The following is a 16,911-nucleotide window of genomic DNA, read 5'->3' on the forward strand; positions in this document are numbered from 1 at the left end:
ATGAAACATACCTTAGAGCTTTTACAGAAACTTGCTTGTAACAAAAGTATTTTGATTGTAGAAGACGATTCTCTTATTATAGAAAGCCTCGAACGTTTGTTAAGTCATTTTTTTCAAAGTGTATTGAGTGCACAGAGAGTTGATGAAGCATTCGCTATTTTTGATCAACACAAGGAGAATGATCTTCTTATCATTACCGATATTAACCTCGGTGAAGAGAGCGGTGTTGAATTTGCTTGCAAGGTTAAAAAACAGAATCCTCAACAAAAAATTCTTGCAATCTCCGGAACTGAAAAACGGGAAGTATTTGTAGATTCTATTCGTTGTGGAATAGATAGATTTGTACTAAAACCATTGGAAGACAATGAACTTTTTGAAGCTCTCATAGCGTTGTTGCAGAAAATTGATTACGATAATGAGCTTAAGCATCAGAGCCAACTCTTAGAAGAATCTAGAGAGTATGCATTACAACTTTTAGAAGAACAAGATCAGTTTCTAAAAAATGCAATACACGAAATACATACCCCTTTAGCAGTTATTATTACAAACATTGATCTTTTACGTATGCAAAATATTGAAAACGAATCAATCGATGCAATTGAAGCGGGGAGTCGCATAATTCAAAACAGTTATGAGGACATGACCTACTTAATGAAAAAAGATCGCATGCAAGAGCTAAAAGAAAACATTGACCTTGTCTCTTTTATTACAGAACGTAAAAACTATTTCCAGTGTATTGCGGAAGTGAATAATTTACAGATCTCTATGTTGTTAGGACAGAGAAATTTACCGAGTCTTTTCTTTTCAGAGCCTAAACTTGCACGTTTGATTGACAACACTCTTTCAAACGCCATTAAGTACTCCTACAGACCTAGTGAAGTAACAATAACTGTTGGCTTAAGCAATTCAAAAATATTTTTTGAAGTACATAATGAAGGCCCTGTTATTCAAAACAAAGAGAAGATTTTTGAGCGTTTCCATCGCGAAAGTAAACATAACGGCGGCTATGGACTTGGACTTCATATTGTGGCGCAAATTTGCCAAGAGGAAAATGTAGAGGTTCAAATAAGTTCAACAAAAGAGAGAGGAACCTCTTTTCGATATATCTTTCACCATGCGACACAATTGCAACATAACTCTCCTAAAATACAAAAGATAAAGACGGAGAAATAATGAAAATATTATTACTTGAAGATGAGTATATGCTCTCTCGATCAATTCGTACCTATCTTTTAAATAAAGGGTATTTTGTAGACCATTTTGATAACGGTATAGATGTGATGAATGCGGTAAAATCCCAAAAATATGATTTTTACGTATTAGATATCAACACACCTCTTATGAGTGGGCTAGAGTGTCTTAAAGAGATTGTAAAACTTCATCCAGGTACACCAAAAATTATTATAAGTGCGTATCACGATATAGACTCTATTACCGAAGCGTTTGACTTGGGATGTAGTGATTATTTAAAAAAACCTTTTAATCTTAAAGAATTAGAACTGCGTATTGACCGCCTTACCTCTCAGGTATTGGCAAAACAAGAGGTAGAGGCGACAACAATTGTAAAACTCTCTAAAGAGTACACTTTCGATACCCAGACAAATCTTTTATACTATAAAGATGAAGTACAAACATTTACAAAACGGGAATATGCGCTTTTAGTACTTTTTATCAGTAACAGAGGGCAGATTATTCCCGATGAGAGTATTCGCTCTTTTATATGGGACGGAGAGGATGTAGAGAACTCTACCATTCGTTCTTTGGTGAATCGTTTGCGTTCAAAACTGCATGTGGATCTTATTGAAAATGTACGAGGCTTTGGTTATATGATGAGAAAGGGTGATGATGTCTAACTTGATTCAGAAGCTCAAAGAGGGAAGTGAACAAAGATCCGTACTTATAGTTGATGATGATTATGAACTTGCCAGTTCTCTAGGTCGTATACTAAAGATGTTTTTTGAGCAGTGTGTTATCGCTCATGACGGAGAAGAAGCATTAATGCTCTATAAGGAGGCACTTGAAAGATCAGAACCTTTTACTCTGGTTGTCACTGATCTGGAGCTTCCAAAAAAAGGTGGTTTGACACTTATTAAAGAGCTTCGGGAACTTGAGAAAGAACAACCTATTTTAATTATCTCCGCACACGATGCATCTGAGTTTATAACCGAAGCTATCTCTTTGGATGTAAAGGGATATATTTTAAAACCTGTCGCTATGCCTAAATTATTTGAGCATCTTGAAAAGATTTTATTTGAAAAAAACAACTCCCCAGAGAAGACACAGACGGTTGATAGTGTAACACATTGGGGGACTAAAGAAAAGCTTGAAGAATTGTTAACACACAAGTTAAATACGCATACTCTTCTATTGCGTATTAAAGTTAATTACCTCTCAAACATCTATCATCTAATTGGTAACGAATATGCAGATCAGTATCTTAAAGAGCTTGCTCTTTTATTAGAGAATATACAAGTTGACAGTGATGCACTGTTTTATCGTTTAAGTCTAGATGAGCTTGTAATTGTGTTAGAAAACAATACTTTAAACTATACAAAAAAACTTGCACAAGAGATGGTCTCTATTGCACGTTATTTTCATATCTCCGAAAACGGAATTATTATTAATTCTACACTCAGTATAGGGATTGCACAAGGGGAGAAAAACCTTTTACAAAATGCCAAGCTGGCTCTTGAAAAATCAAGTGAAAGCGGTAACGGTTTCGTAGCGTCATACACACAAGAGGAGTACGATAAAGATCTAAGCATTACTCATGGTCGCGATATTATGAAAATGATCTATAGAGCGATTGAAGATGATGCAGTTATACCTTACATTCAACCTGTTGTAGATATAAAAACGCAGGAAGTAGAACTCTTTAGTAGCTATGTACGCATTATGCAGGAGGAAAAAGTCTACTCACCTGAGACCTTTTTAAATATTGCTCAAAATGCACATCAGATGTCAATGATTACACGTTCAATGATTAAAAGTACTTTCGCTTTAAGTAGAAAAAATGAACATAATAAAGCACTTTTTACGATCTATCTTGCCAATGAAGATTTTTATGATGAATCACTTTTACCTTATATTCTTTTTTGGTCCTCTAGATATAATATAGAACCATCGTGTATAGCCTTTGAGATTTCTCAGACAGATTTTACAGAAGATGAGATAAATAAAAACTTCTCACTTTTAAATGAGCTCAAAAAGAACGGTTTTCAATTTGTTTTGAATAACTTTGGTTTAAATAACTATAATCTTGTAGCAGTTTTAGAATTTCAACCACAATATATTAAACTACATCCAAAGTTACTGAAAAAGGGTATGCTACATAATCGGCATCAAAATATAGAAAAAATTATTGCAATTATTCATCTCATAGGTGCTAAAGCGATTGCAACACACATATCAGATAAAGAACTTTTAGATTTTATGGAAACAACATCGATTGATTATATTCAAGGATATCAAGTTTGTGCTCCATACAAGGTAGAAACATATGAATGAAAAAAGATCACAAACAATAGAAACTTTAAAAGTTATTGCTCACCAATGGAGACAGCCTCTAAATCTTATCAGTATGGAAGCGATCAATCTAAATGTGCAAGCAAACTTGAATGAGCAAGTTGATTCTAAACATCTACTAGAAAGCACAAAACGCATAGAGGAACAAGTACAAAGAATGTCCGTGATTCTCAAGAGTATTTTGCACTTGGGAAGCTCAGAATCTTACAAACGCCTTTTCTCTTTAAATAAACTTTTTAATTCTATCTATGACGATTTCACAAAAGCAAGTAAAAATAAAACGATAGAGTTACAGATGAGTTCTATGGAAGATGATATACAAATATATGGATTTGCAAGTGATCTGCATGAAGTATTGCTCAATCTTTTAAATAATGCTGCAGATGCTTATAAAGAGCAAAGCAGAGATGAGAAAACTATTTTTTTAGAGAGTAGTTGTGATGATAAAAATTGTACTATAAAAGTAAGGGATAATGCCGGTGGAATTCCTGAAAGTATTGCAGATATGGTGTTTGAGCAAAATTTTTCTACTAAAATCACGGGAGAAGGATTTGGTATAGGTCTGTATATAGCCAAACTTCTTATAGAAACAGAGTTTGAAGGCTCCATAAATTTCAATACAACATCGCAAGGGACGGAATTTATTATTACAATACCGCGCAAAGATATATGTACACTCAAGTTTATCCATTAATATTTAATTGAATTAAGGTGACAAAAAAGTTGAAGTAAAATTTTTAAAGTGATTTTTTAAAAGAAGTGGTGCGGACGAAAGGACTTGAACCTTCACACCTTGCGGCACCAGATCCTAAGTCTGGCGTGTCTACCAATTTCACCACGTCCGCGTGGAATATGTGTTTAATGTCTCTTCAGACAACGAATATAAGTGGTACGCCCTACACGATTCGAACGTGTGACCGATGCCTTAGAAGGGCATTGCTCTATCCAGCTGAGCTAAGGACGCATAATATCAGACAAAATGGTACGCCCGATAGGATTCGAACCTATAACCCTCGGAGCCGAAATCCGAAACTCTATCCAGTTGAGCCACGGACGCTACAATTTGTTATATCGTCTTAGTTCTAATAATTAATTAATGGGGTGGAATATGGGATTCGAACCCACGGCCCCCAGTGCCACAAACTAGTGCTCTAACCAACTGAGCTAATCCCACCATGTTTAATTATTAATTATTGTAAAAAAAATGGTCGGGGTGAAAGGACTCGAACCTTCGGCCCCTTGGTCCCAAACCAAGTACTCTAACCATACTGAGCTACACCCCGACCTGAACATTAAAAAGCTTAGTTGCTGATTAATGAGGCTGAAATTATAGTGATTTATTTTCTTTTTGTCAAGTGTTTTTCCAAAATAATTTTAAAAAAGTGAAATTTTTCTGTATAATACATGAAATTCAAAAGGAATTTCAATATGAAAATAGCAAGGTTTAGTAGGATCGGATTTATTTTAGCAGCTGCAGGAAGCGCTGTAGGACTAGGGAATATATGGAAATTTCCATACATCACTGGTGAATACGGCGGAGGTGCTTTTGTTTTAGTTTATCTACTTACTGTTGTCCTTGTTGGATTTTCTATTATGATAGCAGAAATGCTCATTGGGTATCTTGGAAGACGCGATACTGTGTCATCGTTTGAAGAACTTGCACCAAATTATAAAGACCTTTGGAAGCTTGGTGGTTTTCAAGCAATGGCAGGACTCTCTATTATGATCTTCTATTCTGTCGTCATTGGATGGATCTTTAACTATATAATTACATCTTTAGAATATTTGCCTTCAAGTGTTAAAGAAGCTGAAACAACTTTTTCACTTATGTTACATACAGACTTCCTGACTCAGCTTCTCTACCATACACTTGCATTCGTTATGATCACTTATGTTTTAACAAAAGGGATCAAAGGGGGTATTGAGAGGATCAATCTTATACTTATGCCTTCACTAATGCTTATTTTAGCGGGCATGTTTATTTATGCAGTATCATTAGACTCTTTTTCAAGAGCCGTAGAGTTTATGTTTGCAGCTGATTGGTCTAAACTCAATTCTGAAGCATTTGTTACTGCAGTTGGACACGGTTTCTTTACACTTAGTCTTGGTATGGGTGCGATTATGACTTATGCCGCTTCAATGGAAAAAGGCTCAAACATTATAAAGTCTGCTTTTTGGGTTGTATTTTTAGACACTACGATCGCAATTGTAGCAGGCCTTATGCTTTTTACTTTTCTCTATCAATACGGTTCGGGACCGGCAAAAGGTCCCGGTTTAGTTTTTATCTCTTTACCTGCTGCATTTTATGAGATGGGAGTTTTAGGAAATTTCTTCGCCGTCTTATTTTTCTTAGCTCTTGCATTTGCAGGTCTGACATCGGCTGTTTCACTGGTTGAGCCTATGGTACAGTACTTTATAGATAGATTCTCATTCTCAAGAGCAAAAGCTTCGATTTTAATGGGACTGTTTTTCTGGTTTTTTGGAATTTTTGCAATTCTGTCAAATATAGATGGAGCAAAAGAGTATCTGACATGGGGTGAAAAAAGCTTTTTTGACTGGGTAGATTACGTTACAGCTGCCATTATGCTTCCAATGGGCGGACTTATTATGTCGATATTTGTAGGTTATGTTATAGAGAAAAACCGTGTTGAGGCTGCTCTCAAACCATTTTTAAAATGGGCGTTTGAGCCTTGGTACTTTTCTCTTAAATACCTTATTCCGATAGCTATGTTTGTAGTTATGTTAAATTTAATGGGGCTAGTATAATGGATATCACTCAAGAGTGCAAAGATATTTTAAAACAAGAGGGGATTAACTCTCAATCTACTATAGACTTTGAAGTAAACGGTGAAGATATGTCACTTACGTTAGAGTATATTATAGATACATATATGTTAGCATCAGAGGAATCGCAACTTGTATTTTTAACTGCGATGAAAAAATCGTTAGAAGCTGATGCTATAGGCTTAGAAAAATTCTTTGAAGGGATGGGACAGCTACTTCTAATGTCTCATTTATCGGATAAATTTGAAGGATAGATTATGGGTTGGACATGTCAACACGATCATAAAGGTTTTTGCAAACTGTTAAATGTAACTTGTACACCAGGAATTAAAGGGTGTATATTAAACAAAGGGCAACACGAATACTTTTTTTCCAGTGGAGATTTTGAAAAAGACAAAGAGAGAGAAGAGTCCAAAAAAGAGGACTCTATAGATTTTGCAGCATTAGCAAGGTCTAACTAGAACTGAATAAGTCCGTCAACCGGGCTAGATGCAGTCGCATAAGGTTTTTTCGGAATACGTCCCGCTAAATAACTCATACGTCCACCGATAACCGCATGTTTCATAGCCTGAGCCATAGCGATAGGATCATTAGCTTGTGCGATCGCAGTGTTTGTAAGCACACCCTCAGCACCAAGTTCCATAGCATACGCAGCATCACTTGCACACCCTATTCCCGCATCAACGATTACAGGTACACTTACCGCTTCACGAACGAAAACAACATTGTAAGGGTTTTGTACACCAAGTCCACTTCCAATAGGAGCAGCTAATGGCATAACAGCATCAGCACCCGCATCTTCAAGACGTTTAGCCATGATCGGGTCATCTGAAGTATAAGCCATAATAGTAAAGCCCTCTTTATGTAGTACTTCACACGCTTTAATTGTCTCAATTACATCCGGATATAAAGTTTTTTGTGTATCACCGATAACTTCCAGTTTAATTAGATCGATTCCTGTCGCTTCACGAGTTAATCTAAAAGTAGTAATTGCCTCTTCAGCAGTTACACATCCCGCAGAGTTTGGTAAAAACTTTACGTTAGTTCCCGCAAAAGTATCACGAAGATTCTCTTTATCCGGGTCAGTAATGTTTAAACGACGAACCGCAACAGTGATAAGCTCACTTCCAGATGCTAAAGTCGCCTCTTTTGTCATATCAAAAGAGTCATATTTCCCACTTCCAACGATCAGACGAGATCCTAGTTCATATTTTCCGATTTTTAGTTTATTATCCATTCTTCTTCCTAATCTAATTTATTTTCGTTTTCGTTATTTGTTCAAGATTGTTTGGTTTGTTTTTAGAGGCTCAGACCAAAGAGAGGATTCCTCCTCTAAAAATAAATCAAATAATCGTTTATACTTTTTTATTGTTGAGTTTATAACAAAACAATTCTTACAGTTTACATATACCATCGATCAAATCGATCGGCGTAAGTGAAAAATCAGCACCCTTGTAACTTTTTGCCAACTGCGTATGAGCAAGTGAACCGCTGATTGCAGCATCAAGCGGAGCATATCCCTGTGCTAAAAGCCCGGCAATAAGCCCTGCTAACACATCACCACTGCCACCTTTTGCTAAAACATTAGTCCCGTAAGGGTTTACAAATATCTGCTCACCTTGAGAGATAATCACATTTGTACCTTTGAGTACAAGTGTAACTTGCGGGAAATGTTTGCTAAAGAGTTGTGCATACTCAAATCTGCTTTGTTGTAATTCCTCTACAGAGATCTCTACGAGATTACACTGTTTTAAAACCTCGCAAAACTCTTTTGGATGGGGAGTAATTACAACATTTTTTCTCCCTAATAAACTAGAGAGTAAAGGGTGGTAAAAAATATCTGCATCCAAAAGCAGCGGATGTCCATTGCTGACAAAACGCTCCAATTCACTTTGAGAAAACTCGACACCTAGCCCCATTCCCAGTGCTATTGCCGATGCACTGCTTGGTAATTGATGTGATTGCATAATCTCGTAAGGGGCATTAATGTTTTCATTACTTAAAAGTGTGACCAATGCTGTTCCAAAACGAAAAGCAGCCTGTGCACTCATAACACTTGCTCCTGTTTTTTCTCCGCTTATCACTGCAAGATGCCCGTAAGAACCCTTATGAGTATTTTGCTTCTTTCTGTTTGGGAGCTGTAAATCACTCTCCTCAAGCAGTTTAATCTTCGAATCACTCTCATAAATTTCACGCGCTACGCCGAGATCTAAAACAGTTATTTCTCCGACGATATCTTTGACCTTATCTTCATAGAGAGATTTTTTTAAACCACCCATTGTAAGTGTATAATCGGCATTAAATTTATAGCCGCTTGGAATATCACACGCTATTTTCACAGCTTTGTAGTTATTTAGGGTCTCTAATGTTTGCGTTAACTCTGAGGAGAGTTCACCGCTAAAACCTGTTCCTAAAATAGCATCAACAATTATCTCGGTATTAAAAAGTTGATCGACAAAAGATACACCCACTTTTTGCGAACGCAAAAGCTGTAGCTTTGCCATCTCGCTTTTTGCCTCTTTTGCCATAAAAACTTTTACCTCATAATCTTTATGGAGTATGCGAGCGAGTGCTAAACCGTCTGCACCGTTATTACCACCTCCACAAACAACTAAAACAGTTGCTCCGCGGGAATAGTTGTTTTTGATAAAATCAGCCATACCATCAGCTGCATGTTCCATTAAAAGGTCTTCGCTTAGAGCGAACTCTTCATAACATTTGCGATCGAGTGAACCTACTTCATCAAAAATATTTTGCATCTCTACTCTTCTGGAATATACTCGTCAATTTGAACAACAGAGTTTTTAATCTCGTTAAACAGTAATGTTGGATACGCTGTTCTATATTGATAGAAAAATCTATTTTTCTTCAAGTTTTTCAAGTTTGAAGTGTTGAAATAATCTACATTCGCACATCTACCTACATACAAGAAAGTAAATAGTAGTTTTAAATGTGGATTCTCAAATGTTGAGTGTGGCTGTGCCAAGAAAGTAAAACCATATTTTTGTAAATTTGTAAAACTCAACATATAAAGTAAAAAGTCTTCAAATTTTGTATAGAAACCGTTTAAATTTTCAATATCGTGGAAAAAGTAATAGTAATTTTCTAACAGATCTTTATTTGAGATTGTCTGTGTCAGTTTTGACTTTACATCTCTTTTGTTTGAAAAAAAGTTAGGATTCACTGCCATATAGATATGTTTTCTTTGCGATACAAGTGCTTCAAATTCTTTATCAAACTCTTCTGTTTCATCAAATCTAATATAGTTAAAATGTTCATCTTTATATCTTAGTTCAATGTTATCTTCATGTGAATCGTCAAAGTCCAGATATATTGTCGGTACATCTTTATCAATAATGAAATTTCTTATTTTACAAGCTAAATTTGTTTTTCCCGACCCTTGTTCACCTAAGATCAGAGTGTTATAACAAAGGATTCTATCTTCTAATTTTAAAGTATCTATACTATCTAAGTATTTACCAATTACAGCTCTCATAAAAGCCCCTTTTTCATCTTCATAATATGTATTATATCTTATGAAGATAAAAAGAGATATAATAAGGGTATGAATTATAAAACTATTGCACAAGAAACATTAAATATCGAAGCACAAACATTACTAAAAGCTGCGCAAAACATAGATGATGTATTTGACAAAGCTGTTGAGATGATCCTTGGATGTAAAGGGAAGTTAATCGTAAGCGGTGTTGGGAAAAGTGGGCTTATCGGCGCAAAGATGGCTGCAACTTTTGCCTCTACCGGTACACCGAGTTTTTTCCTCCATCCGACAGAAGCACTTCACGGTGATCTTGGAATGATTGGAGCTGATGATGTAGTTTTAGCCATCAGTTACAGTGGTGAGAGTGAAGAGTTAAGCTCGATTCTCCCACATATCAAAAGGTTTGATGTCCCTTTAATCGGTATGACGAGAAATGAAAACTCAACACTTGGATCATACAGTGACCTTGTAATCAAAATTGATGTTGAAAAGGAAGCATGTCCGCTTAACACTGCTCCTACGAGTTCAACTACACTTACACTGGCACTCGGAGATGCACTTGCAGTATGTTTAATGAAAGCAAGAAATTTTCAAACAACTGACTTTGCCTCGTTTCATCCCGGCGGTGCACTTGGGAAAAAACTGTTTGTAAAAGTAAAAAACCTTATGCAGACACAAAACATTCCTGTTTTAGGTGAAGATGCACAGGTTAAAGATGCAATACTGAGTATTAGCCAAGGGCGTTTAGGAACGGTACTTATCGCAGATAAAGAGGATCGTCTTGTAGCCCTAGTAAGTGACGGAGATGTACGTCGTGCCCTGCTTAGTGAAAACTTTTCACTAGAAGACAATATTATGCAATATGCGACACTAAACCCTATGACTATAGATGACGAAGAGCTCTTAGCAAGTGATGCATTAGTGCTTATAGAAGAGAAAAAAATTCAACTGTTGGTTATCACAGATAAAGATAAAAAAATCAAAGGTGTATTACACATACACTCACTCATAGAAAAAGGGATCTCTTAATGGCAATGAGACTAAATAAATATATAGCACACTATTCAACTTACTCACGCAGAGAAGCTGACCGTGCAATTCAAGACGGTTATGTCCGTATCAACGGCGAAATCGAAATGAATCCTGCAACGCAGGTTGAAGAGGGGCGTGATATCGTTTATGTAAGCGGTAAACAGGTAAGCCCTAAAAACAAATACACAGTGATTGTGTATAACAAACCAAAAGGGGAACTTGTAACAAAGTCTGATCCAAAAGGGCGTCGTACAATATATGACAGCTTAAGCAAAGAGTTTAGACACTTTATCCCAGTTGGACGTCTGGACTTTGCAAGTGAGGGTTTACTGCTCCTTACTGATGCTTCACACGTAGCGACTGCTTTAATGGAATCAGACTTAGAGCGTATCTACAAGATTAAGATCAAAGGTGAAGTAACGCCAGAGATGGAAGATGCAATGATGAACGGTCTTTTCCTTGAAGATGCCAGTGCAGGTGCGCACTCTCACTCTAAGATCAAAGAGATGGAGTTTAAACCGTTTTTAGGGTACAAAATCCAAAAAAACCAGCCAAACTACTCGATCTTAAAAGTGGCAATCGCTGAAGGAAAAAACCGTGAACTTCGTAGATTTTTCGCACACTTCGGTGCTGAAGTAGTTGATCTAAAACGTCTTAGTTTTGCAGAGATCGAACTCAACAATCTTCCAACGGGAAAAACAAGATATTTAACAAGAAGTGAATATTCTGCACTTTACAAGTTTTTAAAAGAGGAAACTAAAAAACAAAAAGAGAGAGCCTAGAGTTGGACTTTGCATCACTTCTCCGTCCTAAAACCTTTGATGAGATCGTAGGACAAGAGCATTTAAGTTCTCTTGGTACCCCTTTAAGAACACTTTGTGAAAAAGGGGCATTGGGGCACAGTTTTTTTTACGGACCTGCAGGATGTGGAAAAACTTCCATCTCCAGAGTGATCGCAAATGTTATGGATCTCCCTTTTTATGAGCTTAATGCAACTTCACTCAAACTCGAAGAATTGCGAAAAATTTTTGCTCAATACAAAAATGCTTTACAAAAACCGCTTATTTTCATAGATGAAGTGCATCGTCTTTCCAAAAATCAACAAGAGGTACTTTTACCGATTATGGAGAGAAATGAAGCACTGATCATCGGAGCTTCAACTGAAAACCCTTTTTACTCTTTAACTTCAGCTATCCGTTCACGCTCGATGCTCTTTGAGATTAAAGCAATTAACAATGAAGCACTTACCAAGCTTCTTCAAAGAGCCATAGAAAAGTATGACCTAGAACTTATAGATGATGCAAAAGAGTATCTTATTGCAAGTTCAGGCGGTGATGCTAGAGCTATGTTAAAGCTTTTAGAGTTCGCCACAAACATCTCTAACGTTATAACACTGGACACACTCAGATCACTTCGTCCCAATGCGCTTCAAGCAGGAAGCTCCGAGGCGGGTGTACACTATGATCTTGCCTCAGCCCTCATTAAATCGATCCGCGGAAGTGATGCCGATGCTGCTATCTATTATCTTGCACGTCTTATTGACGGAGGTGAGAGTGCAGATTTTATAGCACGCCGCTTGGTAATACTTGCAAGCGAAGATGTAGGCAATGCAAATCCTCAAGCACTAACACTCACAACATCTTGTTTAACTTCTGTTAGCAAGATAGGTTATCCCGAAGCACGTATAATTTTAGCCCAGGCGGTTATTTATCTCTGTGCCTCACCGAAATCAAATTCGGCATACAAAGCGATCAACGAGGCACTTAACAGTGTACAAAACGGCAATATTATGAATATTCCGAAAAATATCCAGCAAAACAATGCTAACTATCTCTACCCACACGATTTTGGAGGCTATGTCCCTCAACAATACTTAGAGTATCCGCAACAATTTGTAGAGTTCAAAGAGATAGGATATGAGAAAAAAATGAAAGAGTGGCTCGAAGCGATTACAAAAAGTGTATAATTAAAAAAACACACTTTTCAAGGATCTCGCATGAGTAAAAAAAAGATAGATAAAGAAGCTCTTGATTATCACCAGTATCCACAACCTGGTAAAATCTCCGTAGAGGTAACCAAAGCGGTAGATACACAAAAAGATCTCTCCCTCGCCTACACTCCAGGTGTTGCCGTCCCCTGCTTGGAGATCGAAAAAGATCCGGCAAATGCATACAAATATACCGCTAAAAGTAATTTAGTCGGTGTTATCTCAAACGGTACTGCAGTTCTGGGTCTTGGAGATATCGGAGCGCTTGCTTCTAAGCCCGTTATGGAAGGTAAAGGAGTTCTTTTTAAAAAGTTCTCGGGACTAGATGCTTACGATATAGAGGTAGATACAAAAAGTGTTGACAGATTTTGTTCCGTGGTTTCTGCGATCGCACCTACATTCGGAGGAATTAACCTTGAAGATATCAAAGCGCCTGAGTGTTTTGAGATAGAGCGTCGTTTAGTAGATGAGCTTGATATCCCTGTAATGCATGACGATCAACACGGAACAGCCGTCATCTCGACTGCGGCTATTTTAAATGCTTGTGAGATCGCAAACAAAGATATCGAAAAACTGAAAATCGTTGTAGTGGGTGCCGGAGCAGCAGCGATTTCATGTGCAAGACTTTACCGTGAAGTTGGCGTGCAAAACATCCTTATGCTTGATTCAAAAGGGCTAGTACACCAGGGAAGAAGCGATCTAAATGATTTTAAACGTGAATTTGCCGTACATAACTACATGACACATGATGAGATCTTTACAAACTCTGATGTGATTGTCGGGCTTTCACGTCCGGGGACATTTCATATAGAAGATGTAAAAAAGATGTGTCATAACCCAATCATCTTTACACTGGCAAACCCTACTCCCGAGATTTTTCCGGAAGAGACACGTGCAGCTCGTCCCGATGCTATCGTAGCTACAGGAAGAAGCGATTACCCTAACCAGGTAAACAATGTTTTAGGATTTCCTTTCATTTTTAGAGGGGCTATGGATGTGCGTGCAAAAAAGATAAATACACAGATGAAACTTGCAGCTTCTAAAGCGTTAGCAGAGTTGGCAAAAAAAGAGATTCCTGAATATCTTCACAAAATTCACGACAGAGAGCTTCAATACGGAAAAGAGTATATTATCCCTTCCCCTTTTGATAAGAGACTTGTATTAGAGGTTTCAGCGGCTGTTGCCCAAGCAGCTATAGAAAGCGGTTCATCAACTCTAAAAGATTTTGATATTGAAGAGTATAAAAGAGAGTTAGCGTCAAGAGTTAAATAACTTTTGATGCCTCTTTATAAAACTTTTGCAGTCCTCGTTCGGCTTTTTGATCGAGGTTATAGGAGATAAGTTTTAAGTACTCTAATACTTCTGTTTTCTCCACTCCGACATTTTTTGCCGCTTTTTCTAAAAGATACTGTGGAATTCTCACTCTCTTTTGCCCAAATTTTTTTTCGATCTTCTTATAAATTTTTTTATCTTTGTGAAATGCAAGCACGGCAAATACGAATGGAAGGGAATAACGTTGATTCCAAAGTTGTGCAAGATCGATATAGTCATCGTTTTTGAGTGCATATCTAAGTGCTTTATCTCCGATAAGTACTTCACCTTCGAGACCCAAAACATTTACGAGTACGTTTGAAGTTGCAGATTCTACATCTTTTTTTGCACCTCTGCTTGGGATAACCAATACACTTTTTACATCTTTTCTTGCAATGATTCCAAGTTTTACTTTTTTGTATTTTTTTGCTTCAATACTGGAGATAAAAGCTGCATCAACGCGTCTCTTTTTAAATGCATAGTTAATCTTGGCAGGGACATTCTTTTTATGCTCCATACCCATCTTGATTTGTGAAGAGGATACAAAGCGTTTTATAAAGATATGAAACGGTAAAAGGTTGAGATATTCTATCTTTCCAAAAAGCACAAATACTCCAAAACTAATTTTTGAAATTATACATCACTTAACTTATCTTAGATATAATTTCAGGAAAAAATATGGTTGTGAAAACTTTACAAGAGGACAAATCCTCCCTTGGTTCACGAGCCTCTTCTAAAGCTTTCAAACCATTTATAAAAAGGTCAAACTTATATGGTACGCGTAGAATTTTTAGGACCAATACAAAAAGATGCCATGGAATTAGAGATCGCAAATCTAAGCGAACTGGCACCGATTTTACAAAAAGATGAAGAGCTAAAAGAGTGGTTAAGCAACTCGGCAGTTGCCGTAAATGACACACTTGTAGCTTCTCTTGAGCACCCTTTAAAAGATGGAGATAAAGTATCTCTTTTACCTCCAGTGTGTGGAGGCTGATTTGTTAGAACTGCATAACGGCGCTTTAGATGTTCCCGAGATTTTAAAAAGATGGTACGAGGATGAGTCTACAAGTAATTACGGAGCATACATCCCTTTTGTAGGAACTGTTCGTGATGAAAGCGGAATAGACGGACTTAGTTTTGATGTATATGAACCGATACTTGAGTCTTGGTACAAAGCTTGGGAAGCAAAAGCTGCACAAAAAGGTGCAATCATAAAAATGGCACACTCTCGCGGTGATGTAATGCTGCACGAATCTTCTTACATTGCAGCTGTATTTTCTCCAAAACGTCGTGTAGCTTTAGAGTTTATAGATGAGTTTGTAGAGGATTTTAAAGCTTCTGCACCTATTTGGAAATATGATCTAATCGATGGCAAACGTGTCTATGCAAAAGATAGATCGACTGCTATTAGCGGCAGTGGTCTTTTAGCCTAAAAGGAGATGAAATTGAACTTATTATCGTATGAAACAAGTCAAAATATGCTTGAACTGCTTCAGGTAAACACTTCAAAGTTTGAAAGAGTCCCTTTAAGTGATGCGCTGGATCGTATACTTGCTGAAGACATAGTTGCCAAATACAACGACCCCCAATTTCCTACCGCTTCAATGGACGGATATGCAGTAAAACATGCTGACTTAGAAAAAGGTGAGTTACTTGTTTTAGGTGACAACCCTGCTGGAAATGATGAGCAGCGTGAGATCAAAGAGGGTGAATCTATTAAAACTTTTACAGGCTCAAAGATGCCTGCAGGTGCAGACACCCTAATCCAGATCGAAAATGTTACTTACGAAGATGGCAAAATCATTATTAATGAACCTGTAAACCTTGGTTCATCAGTTCGCCCTATCGGTGAGAGTTATCAAGCAGGTGATGTACTCATTAAAAAAGGGACAAAGATAGGGTATGCTGAGATCGGAGTACTAGCCGGATTAAATCAAGTGATGGTAAAAGTTGCACTTCGTCCTAAAGTAGCTGTAGTTGCAACGGGAAGTGAAATCGTAGACCTCGGTGAGCATAGTGACAACCCTGCACAGATCAGAAGCTCAAACAACTATACCCTAGAAGCACTTTTTAAACAAGCCGGAGCTGAAGTTATTCAGATAGGTACTGCACCTGATGACAAAGAGCAGCTCATGCAAACTTTTGAGTCTGCGATTAACTCAGCTGATATCGTTGTTAGTACTGGCGGTGTGAGTGTCGGTGATTATGACTTTGTAAAAGATATAGTTCCTCGTCTTGGGGCTTCTGTAGTTTTTAAAGGGGTAGCTATCAAACCTGGCCGCCACGTAATGGTAGCTCAGCGTGAAGATAAGTTTGTACTTGCTCTTCCGGGATTCCCTTTTTCATCAACGGTAACGGCTATTCTTTACGCACTTCCATTAATAGCAAAAATGCTAGGACAAGCAAAACCTTACGAGATTGTTGCTGCAAAACTGCAAGAGGATTTTAATAAACGTAGTTCGTTTACTGAATTTACTACTTGTAATGTTGTTATTGAAGAGGGGGAATTTTTTGTGAACTTCCAAGATAAAAAACTTGGAAGTTCTGCAATCCTTACAAATATGCTTAATAACAGCGGGCTTATGATCTCTGGAGAGGATGACAAAAAACTTGAAGCCGGAACTTCGGTTAATGTAATCTTACTTTAAATTCATCTTATAACCTGCCCACCCTCTTTTTTCACCGGGCAGGAGTTCTCTTTTACAAAAAAAAGAGTAAAAAACACTTTTTCAACACTTTCCTCTTTTATAATTTTGTTTCTTAAAAATATTTT

Annotated in this window: 18 protein-coding genes and 5 tRNA genes; 14 read left to right on the plus strand and 9 right to left on the minus strand. The window is 37.3% G+C overall.

Annotated elements, in window-relative coordinates:
• Genes QWY88_RS05430 through QWY88_RS05445 form a run of 4 tightly spaced genes read left to right on the plus strand, consistent with a single transcriptional unit; the run spans position 1 to position 4,219 of the window.
• Positions 1 to 1,173, plus strand: a complete 1,173-nt coding sequence (locus tag QWY88_RS05430; RefSeq protein WP_304544887.1) for an ATP-binding response regulator — start codon at positions 1 to 3, stop codon at positions 1,171 to 1,173.
• On the plus strand, positions 1,173 to 1,853 hold the full coding sequence (locus tag QWY88_RS05435; RefSeq protein WP_304544889.1) for a response regulator transcription factor: 681 nt from the start codon (positions 1,173 to 1,175) through the stop codon (positions 1,851 to 1,853). Before QWY88_RS05430 ends, QWY88_RS05435 begins: the two co-directional genes overlap by 1 nt.
• Positions 1,846 to 3,507 carry an EAL domain-containing protein gene (locus tag QWY88_RS05440; RefSeq protein WP_304544891.1) on the plus strand — a complete coding sequence of 554 codons (1,662 nt, stop codon included), beginning with the start codon at positions 1,846 to 1,848 and terminating at the stop codon, positions 3,505 to 3,507. Before QWY88_RS05435 ends, QWY88_RS05440 begins: the two co-directional genes overlap by 8 nt.
• On the plus strand, positions 3,500 to 4,219 hold the full coding sequence (locus tag QWY88_RS05445; protein WP_304544893.1) for a sensor histidine kinase: 720 nt from the start codon (positions 3,500 to 3,502) through the stop codon (positions 4,217 to 4,219). The genes QWY88_RS05440 and QWY88_RS05445 overlap by 8 nt, the downstream gene beginning before the upstream one ends.
• 66 nt (positions 4,220 to 4,285) lie before the next feature.
• On the opposite strand, the gene QWY88_RS05450 is transcribed toward QWY88_RS05445, so the two are convergent.
• The 5 genes from QWY88_RS05450 to QWY88_RS05470 form a co-directional block, all read right to left on the minus strand.
• Positions 4,286 to 4,370: transfer RNA gene (locus tag QWY88_RS05450), tRNA-Leu, on the minus strand.
• A gap of 42 nt (positions 4,371 to 4,412) precedes the next feature.
• Positions 4,413 to 4,489, minus strand: a tRNA-Arg gene (locus QWY88_RS05455).
• A 16-nt stretch (positions 4,490 to 4,505) separates the two neighbouring features.
• Positions 4,506 to 4,582, minus strand: a tRNA-Arg gene (locus QWY88_RS05460).
• Positions 4,583 to 4,622: 40 nt separating this feature from the next.
• Positions 4,623 to 4,699, minus strand: a tRNA-His gene (locus QWY88_RS05465).
• A 31-nt stretch (positions 4,700 to 4,730) separates the two neighbouring features.
• Positions 4,731 to 4,808 (minus strand) — tRNA-Pro (locus tag QWY88_RS05470).
• A gap of 145 nt (positions 4,809 to 4,953) precedes the next feature.
• Here QWY88_RS05470 and QWY88_RS05475 point away from each other — a divergent pair.
• The 3 genes from QWY88_RS05475 to QWY88_RS05485 are packed head-to-tail and all read left to right on the plus strand — an operon-like array spanning position 4,954 to position 6,770.
• Positions 4,954 to 6,291 (plus strand): sodium-dependent transporter, encoded by a 1,338-nt coding sequence (locus tag QWY88_RS05475; RefSeq protein ID WP_304544895.1) that lies wholly within the window; start codon positions 4,954 to 4,956, stop codon positions 6,289 to 6,291.
• Positions 6,291 to 6,563, plus strand: coding sequence for a hypothetical protein (locus tag QWY88_RS05480; RefSeq protein ID WP_304544897.1), 273 nt, complete (start codon positions 6,291 to 6,293; stop codon positions 6,561 to 6,563). The genes QWY88_RS05475 and QWY88_RS05480 overlap by 1 nt, the downstream gene beginning before the upstream one ends.
• A 3-nt stretch (positions 6,564 to 6,566) precedes the next feature.
• Complete coding sequence (locus QWY88_RS05485; RefSeq protein ID WP_304544899.1) at positions 6,567 to 6,770, plus strand: hypothetical protein; 204 nt, start codon at positions 6,567 to 6,569, stop codon at positions 6,768 to 6,770.
• On the opposite strand, the gene QWY88_RS05490 is transcribed toward QWY88_RS05485, so the two are convergent.
• The 3 genes from QWY88_RS05490 to QWY88_RS05500 all read right to left on the minus strand — a co-directional run bounded on the left by QWY88_RS05490 (position 6,767) and on the right by QWY88_RS05500 (position 9,805).
• Positions 6,767 to 7,546 carry a thiazole synthase gene (locus tag QWY88_RS05490; RefSeq protein WP_193113786.1) on the minus strand — a complete coding sequence of 260 codons (780 nt, stop codon included), beginning with the start codon at positions 7,544 to 7,546 and terminating at the stop codon, positions 6,767 to 6,769. The two genes, QWY88_RS05485 and QWY88_RS05490, sit on opposite strands and share 4 nt — an antisense overlap.
• 157 nt (positions 7,547 to 7,703) lie before the next feature.
• Positions 7,704 to 9,068, minus strand: a complete 1,365-nt coding sequence (locus QWY88_RS05495) for an NAD(P)H-hydrate dehydratase (protein ID WP_304544902.1) — start codon at positions 9,066 to 9,068, stop codon at positions 7,704 to 7,706.
• A 2-nt stretch (positions 9,069 to 9,070) separates the two neighbouring features.
• Positions 9,071 to 9,805, minus strand: a complete 735-nt coding sequence (locus QWY88_RS05500) for a P-loop NTPase family protein (protein ID WP_304544904.1) — start codon at positions 9,803 to 9,805, stop codon at positions 9,071 to 9,073.
• A gap of 69 nt (positions 9,806 to 9,874) precedes the next feature.
• Between QWY88_RS05500 and QWY88_RS05505 the strand changes: the two genes are divergently transcribed.
• The 4 genes from QWY88_RS05505 to QWY88_RS05520 are packed head-to-tail and all read left to right on the plus strand — an operon-like array spanning position 9,875 to position 14,099.
• Positions 9,875 to 10,837 carry a KpsF/GutQ family sugar-phosphate isomerase gene (locus QWY88_RS05505; protein WP_304544905.1) on the plus strand — a complete coding sequence of 321 codons (963 nt, stop codon included), beginning with the start codon at positions 9,875 to 9,877 and terminating at the stop codon, positions 10,835 to 10,837.
• Positions 10,837 to 11,622: a pseudouridine synthase gene (locus QWY88_RS05510; protein WP_304544906.1), complete on the plus strand. Its 786-nt coding sequence runs from the start codon at positions 10,837 to 10,839 to the stop codon at positions 11,620 to 11,622. The genes QWY88_RS05505 and QWY88_RS05510 overlap by 1 nt, the downstream gene beginning before the upstream one ends.
• A gap of 2 nt (positions 11,623 to 11,624) precedes the next feature.
• The gene (locus QWY88_RS05515) at positions 11,625 to 12,806 is read left to right on the plus strand and encodes a replication-associated recombination protein A (protein WP_304544908.1); all 1,182 of its coding nucleotides are present in this window, start codon (positions 11,625 to 11,627) and stop codon (positions 12,804 to 12,806) included.
• 30 nt (positions 12,807 to 12,836) lie between these two features.
• A complete protein-coding gene (locus tag QWY88_RS05520; RefSeq protein WP_304544910.1) occupies positions 12,837 to 14,099 on the plus strand; it encodes a malic enzyme-like NAD(P)-binding protein in 1,263 nt (420 codons plus the stop codon).
• Here QWY88_RS05520 and QWY88_RS05525 read toward each other — a convergent pair.
• On the minus strand, positions 14,092 to 14,745 hold the full coding sequence (locus tag QWY88_RS05525) for an MqnA/MqnD/SBP family protein (protein WP_304544912.1): 654 nt from the start codon (positions 14,743 to 14,745) through the stop codon (positions 14,092 to 14,094). The two genes, QWY88_RS05520 and QWY88_RS05525, sit on opposite strands and share 8 nt — an antisense overlap.
• 165 nt (positions 14,746 to 14,910) lie before the next feature.
• Here QWY88_RS05525 and QWY88_RS05530 point away from each other — a divergent pair, with 165 nt between their 5' ends.
• From QWY88_RS05530 to QWY88_RS05540, 3 genes are read left to right on the plus strand one after another with little or no spacing between them, the layout of a single operon-like run.
• Entirely contained in the window at positions 14,911 to 15,132 is a 222-nt protein-coding gene (locus tag QWY88_RS05530) for a MoaD/ThiS family protein (protein ID WP_304544914.1), read from the plus strand.
• A 1-nt stretch (position 15,133) separates the two neighbouring features.
• Positions 15,134 to 15,571 carry a molybdopterin synthase catalytic subunit gene (locus tag QWY88_RS05535; RefSeq protein ID WP_304544916.1) on the plus strand — a complete coding sequence of 146 codons (438 nt, stop codon included), beginning with the start codon at positions 15,134 to 15,136 and terminating at the stop codon, positions 15,569 to 15,571.
• Between the two features lie 12 nt (positions 15,572 to 15,583).
• Positions 15,584 to 16,786, plus strand: a complete 1,203-nt coding sequence (locus tag QWY88_RS05540) for a molybdopterin molybdotransferase MoeA (RefSeq protein ID WP_304544918.1) — start codon at positions 15,584 to 15,586, stop codon at positions 16,784 to 16,786.
• The last annotated feature ends 125 nt before the right edge of the window (positions 16,787 to 16,911 follow it).

It is taken from the genome of Sulfurimonas sp. hsl 1-7 (assembly GCF_030577135.1).
Classification (GTDB): Bacteria; Campylobacterota; Campylobacteria; order Campylobacterales; family Sulfurimonadaceae; genus Sulfurimonas; species Sulfurimonas microaerophilus.

Excerpts from the sequence above, each read along its gene's own strand:
- QWY88_RS05510 (WP_304544906.1), top strand. The coding sequence starts at position 10,837 with ATGGCAATGAGACTAAATAAATATATAGCACACTATTCAACTTACTCA.
- QWY88_RS05505 (WP_304544905.1), top strand. The coding sequence starts at position 9,875 with ATGAATTATAAAACTATTGCACAAGAAACATTAAATATCGAAGCACAA.
- QWY88_RS05490 (WP_193113786.1), bottom strand. The coding sequence starts at position 7,546 with ATGGATAATAAACTAAAAATCGGAAAATATGAACTAGGATCTCGTCTG.
- QWY88_RS05430 (WP_304544887.1), top strand. The coding sequence starts at position 1 with ATGAAACATACCTTAGAGCTTTTACAGAAACTTGCTTGTAACAAAAGT.
- QWY88_RS05530 (WP_304544914.1), top strand. The coding sequence starts at position 14,911 with ATGGTACGCGTAGAATTTTTAGGACCAATACAAAAAGATGCCATGGAA.
- QWY88_RS05480 (WP_304544897.1), top strand. The coding sequence starts at position 6,291 with ATGGATATCACTCAAGAGTGCAAAGATATTTTAAAACAAGAGGGGATT.
- QWY88_RS05485 (WP_304544899.1), top strand. The coding sequence starts at position 6,567 with ATGGGTTGGACATGTCAACACGATCATAAAGGTTTTTGCAAACTGTTA.
- QWY88_RS05495 (WP_304544902.1), bottom strand. The coding sequence starts at position 9,068 with ATGCAAAATATTTTTGATGAAGTAGGTTCACTCGATCGCAAATGTTAT.
- QWY88_RS05445 (WP_304544893.1), top strand. The coding sequence starts at position 3,500 with ATGAATGAAAAAAGATCACAAACAATAGAAACTTTAAAAGTTATTGCT.
- QWY88_RS05440 (WP_304544891.1), top strand. The coding sequence starts at position 1,846 with ATGTCTAACTTGATTCAGAAGCTCAAAGAGGGAAGTGAACAAAGATCC.
- QWY88_RS05475 (WP_304544895.1), top strand. The coding sequence starts at position 4,954 with ATGAAAATAGCAAGGTTTAGTAGGATCGGATTTATTTTAGCAGCTGCA.
- QWY88_RS05435 (WP_304544889.1), top strand. The coding sequence starts at position 1,173 with ATGAAAATATTATTACTTGAAGATGAGTATATGCTCTCTCGATCAATT.
- QWY88_RS05520 (WP_304544910.1), top strand. The coding sequence starts at position 12,837 with ATGAGTAAAAAAAAGATAGATAAAGAAGCTCTTGATTATCACCAGTAT.
- QWY88_RS05500 (WP_304544904.1), bottom strand. The coding sequence starts at position 9,805 with ATGAGAGCTGTAATTGGTAAATACTTAGATAGTATAGATACTTTAAAA.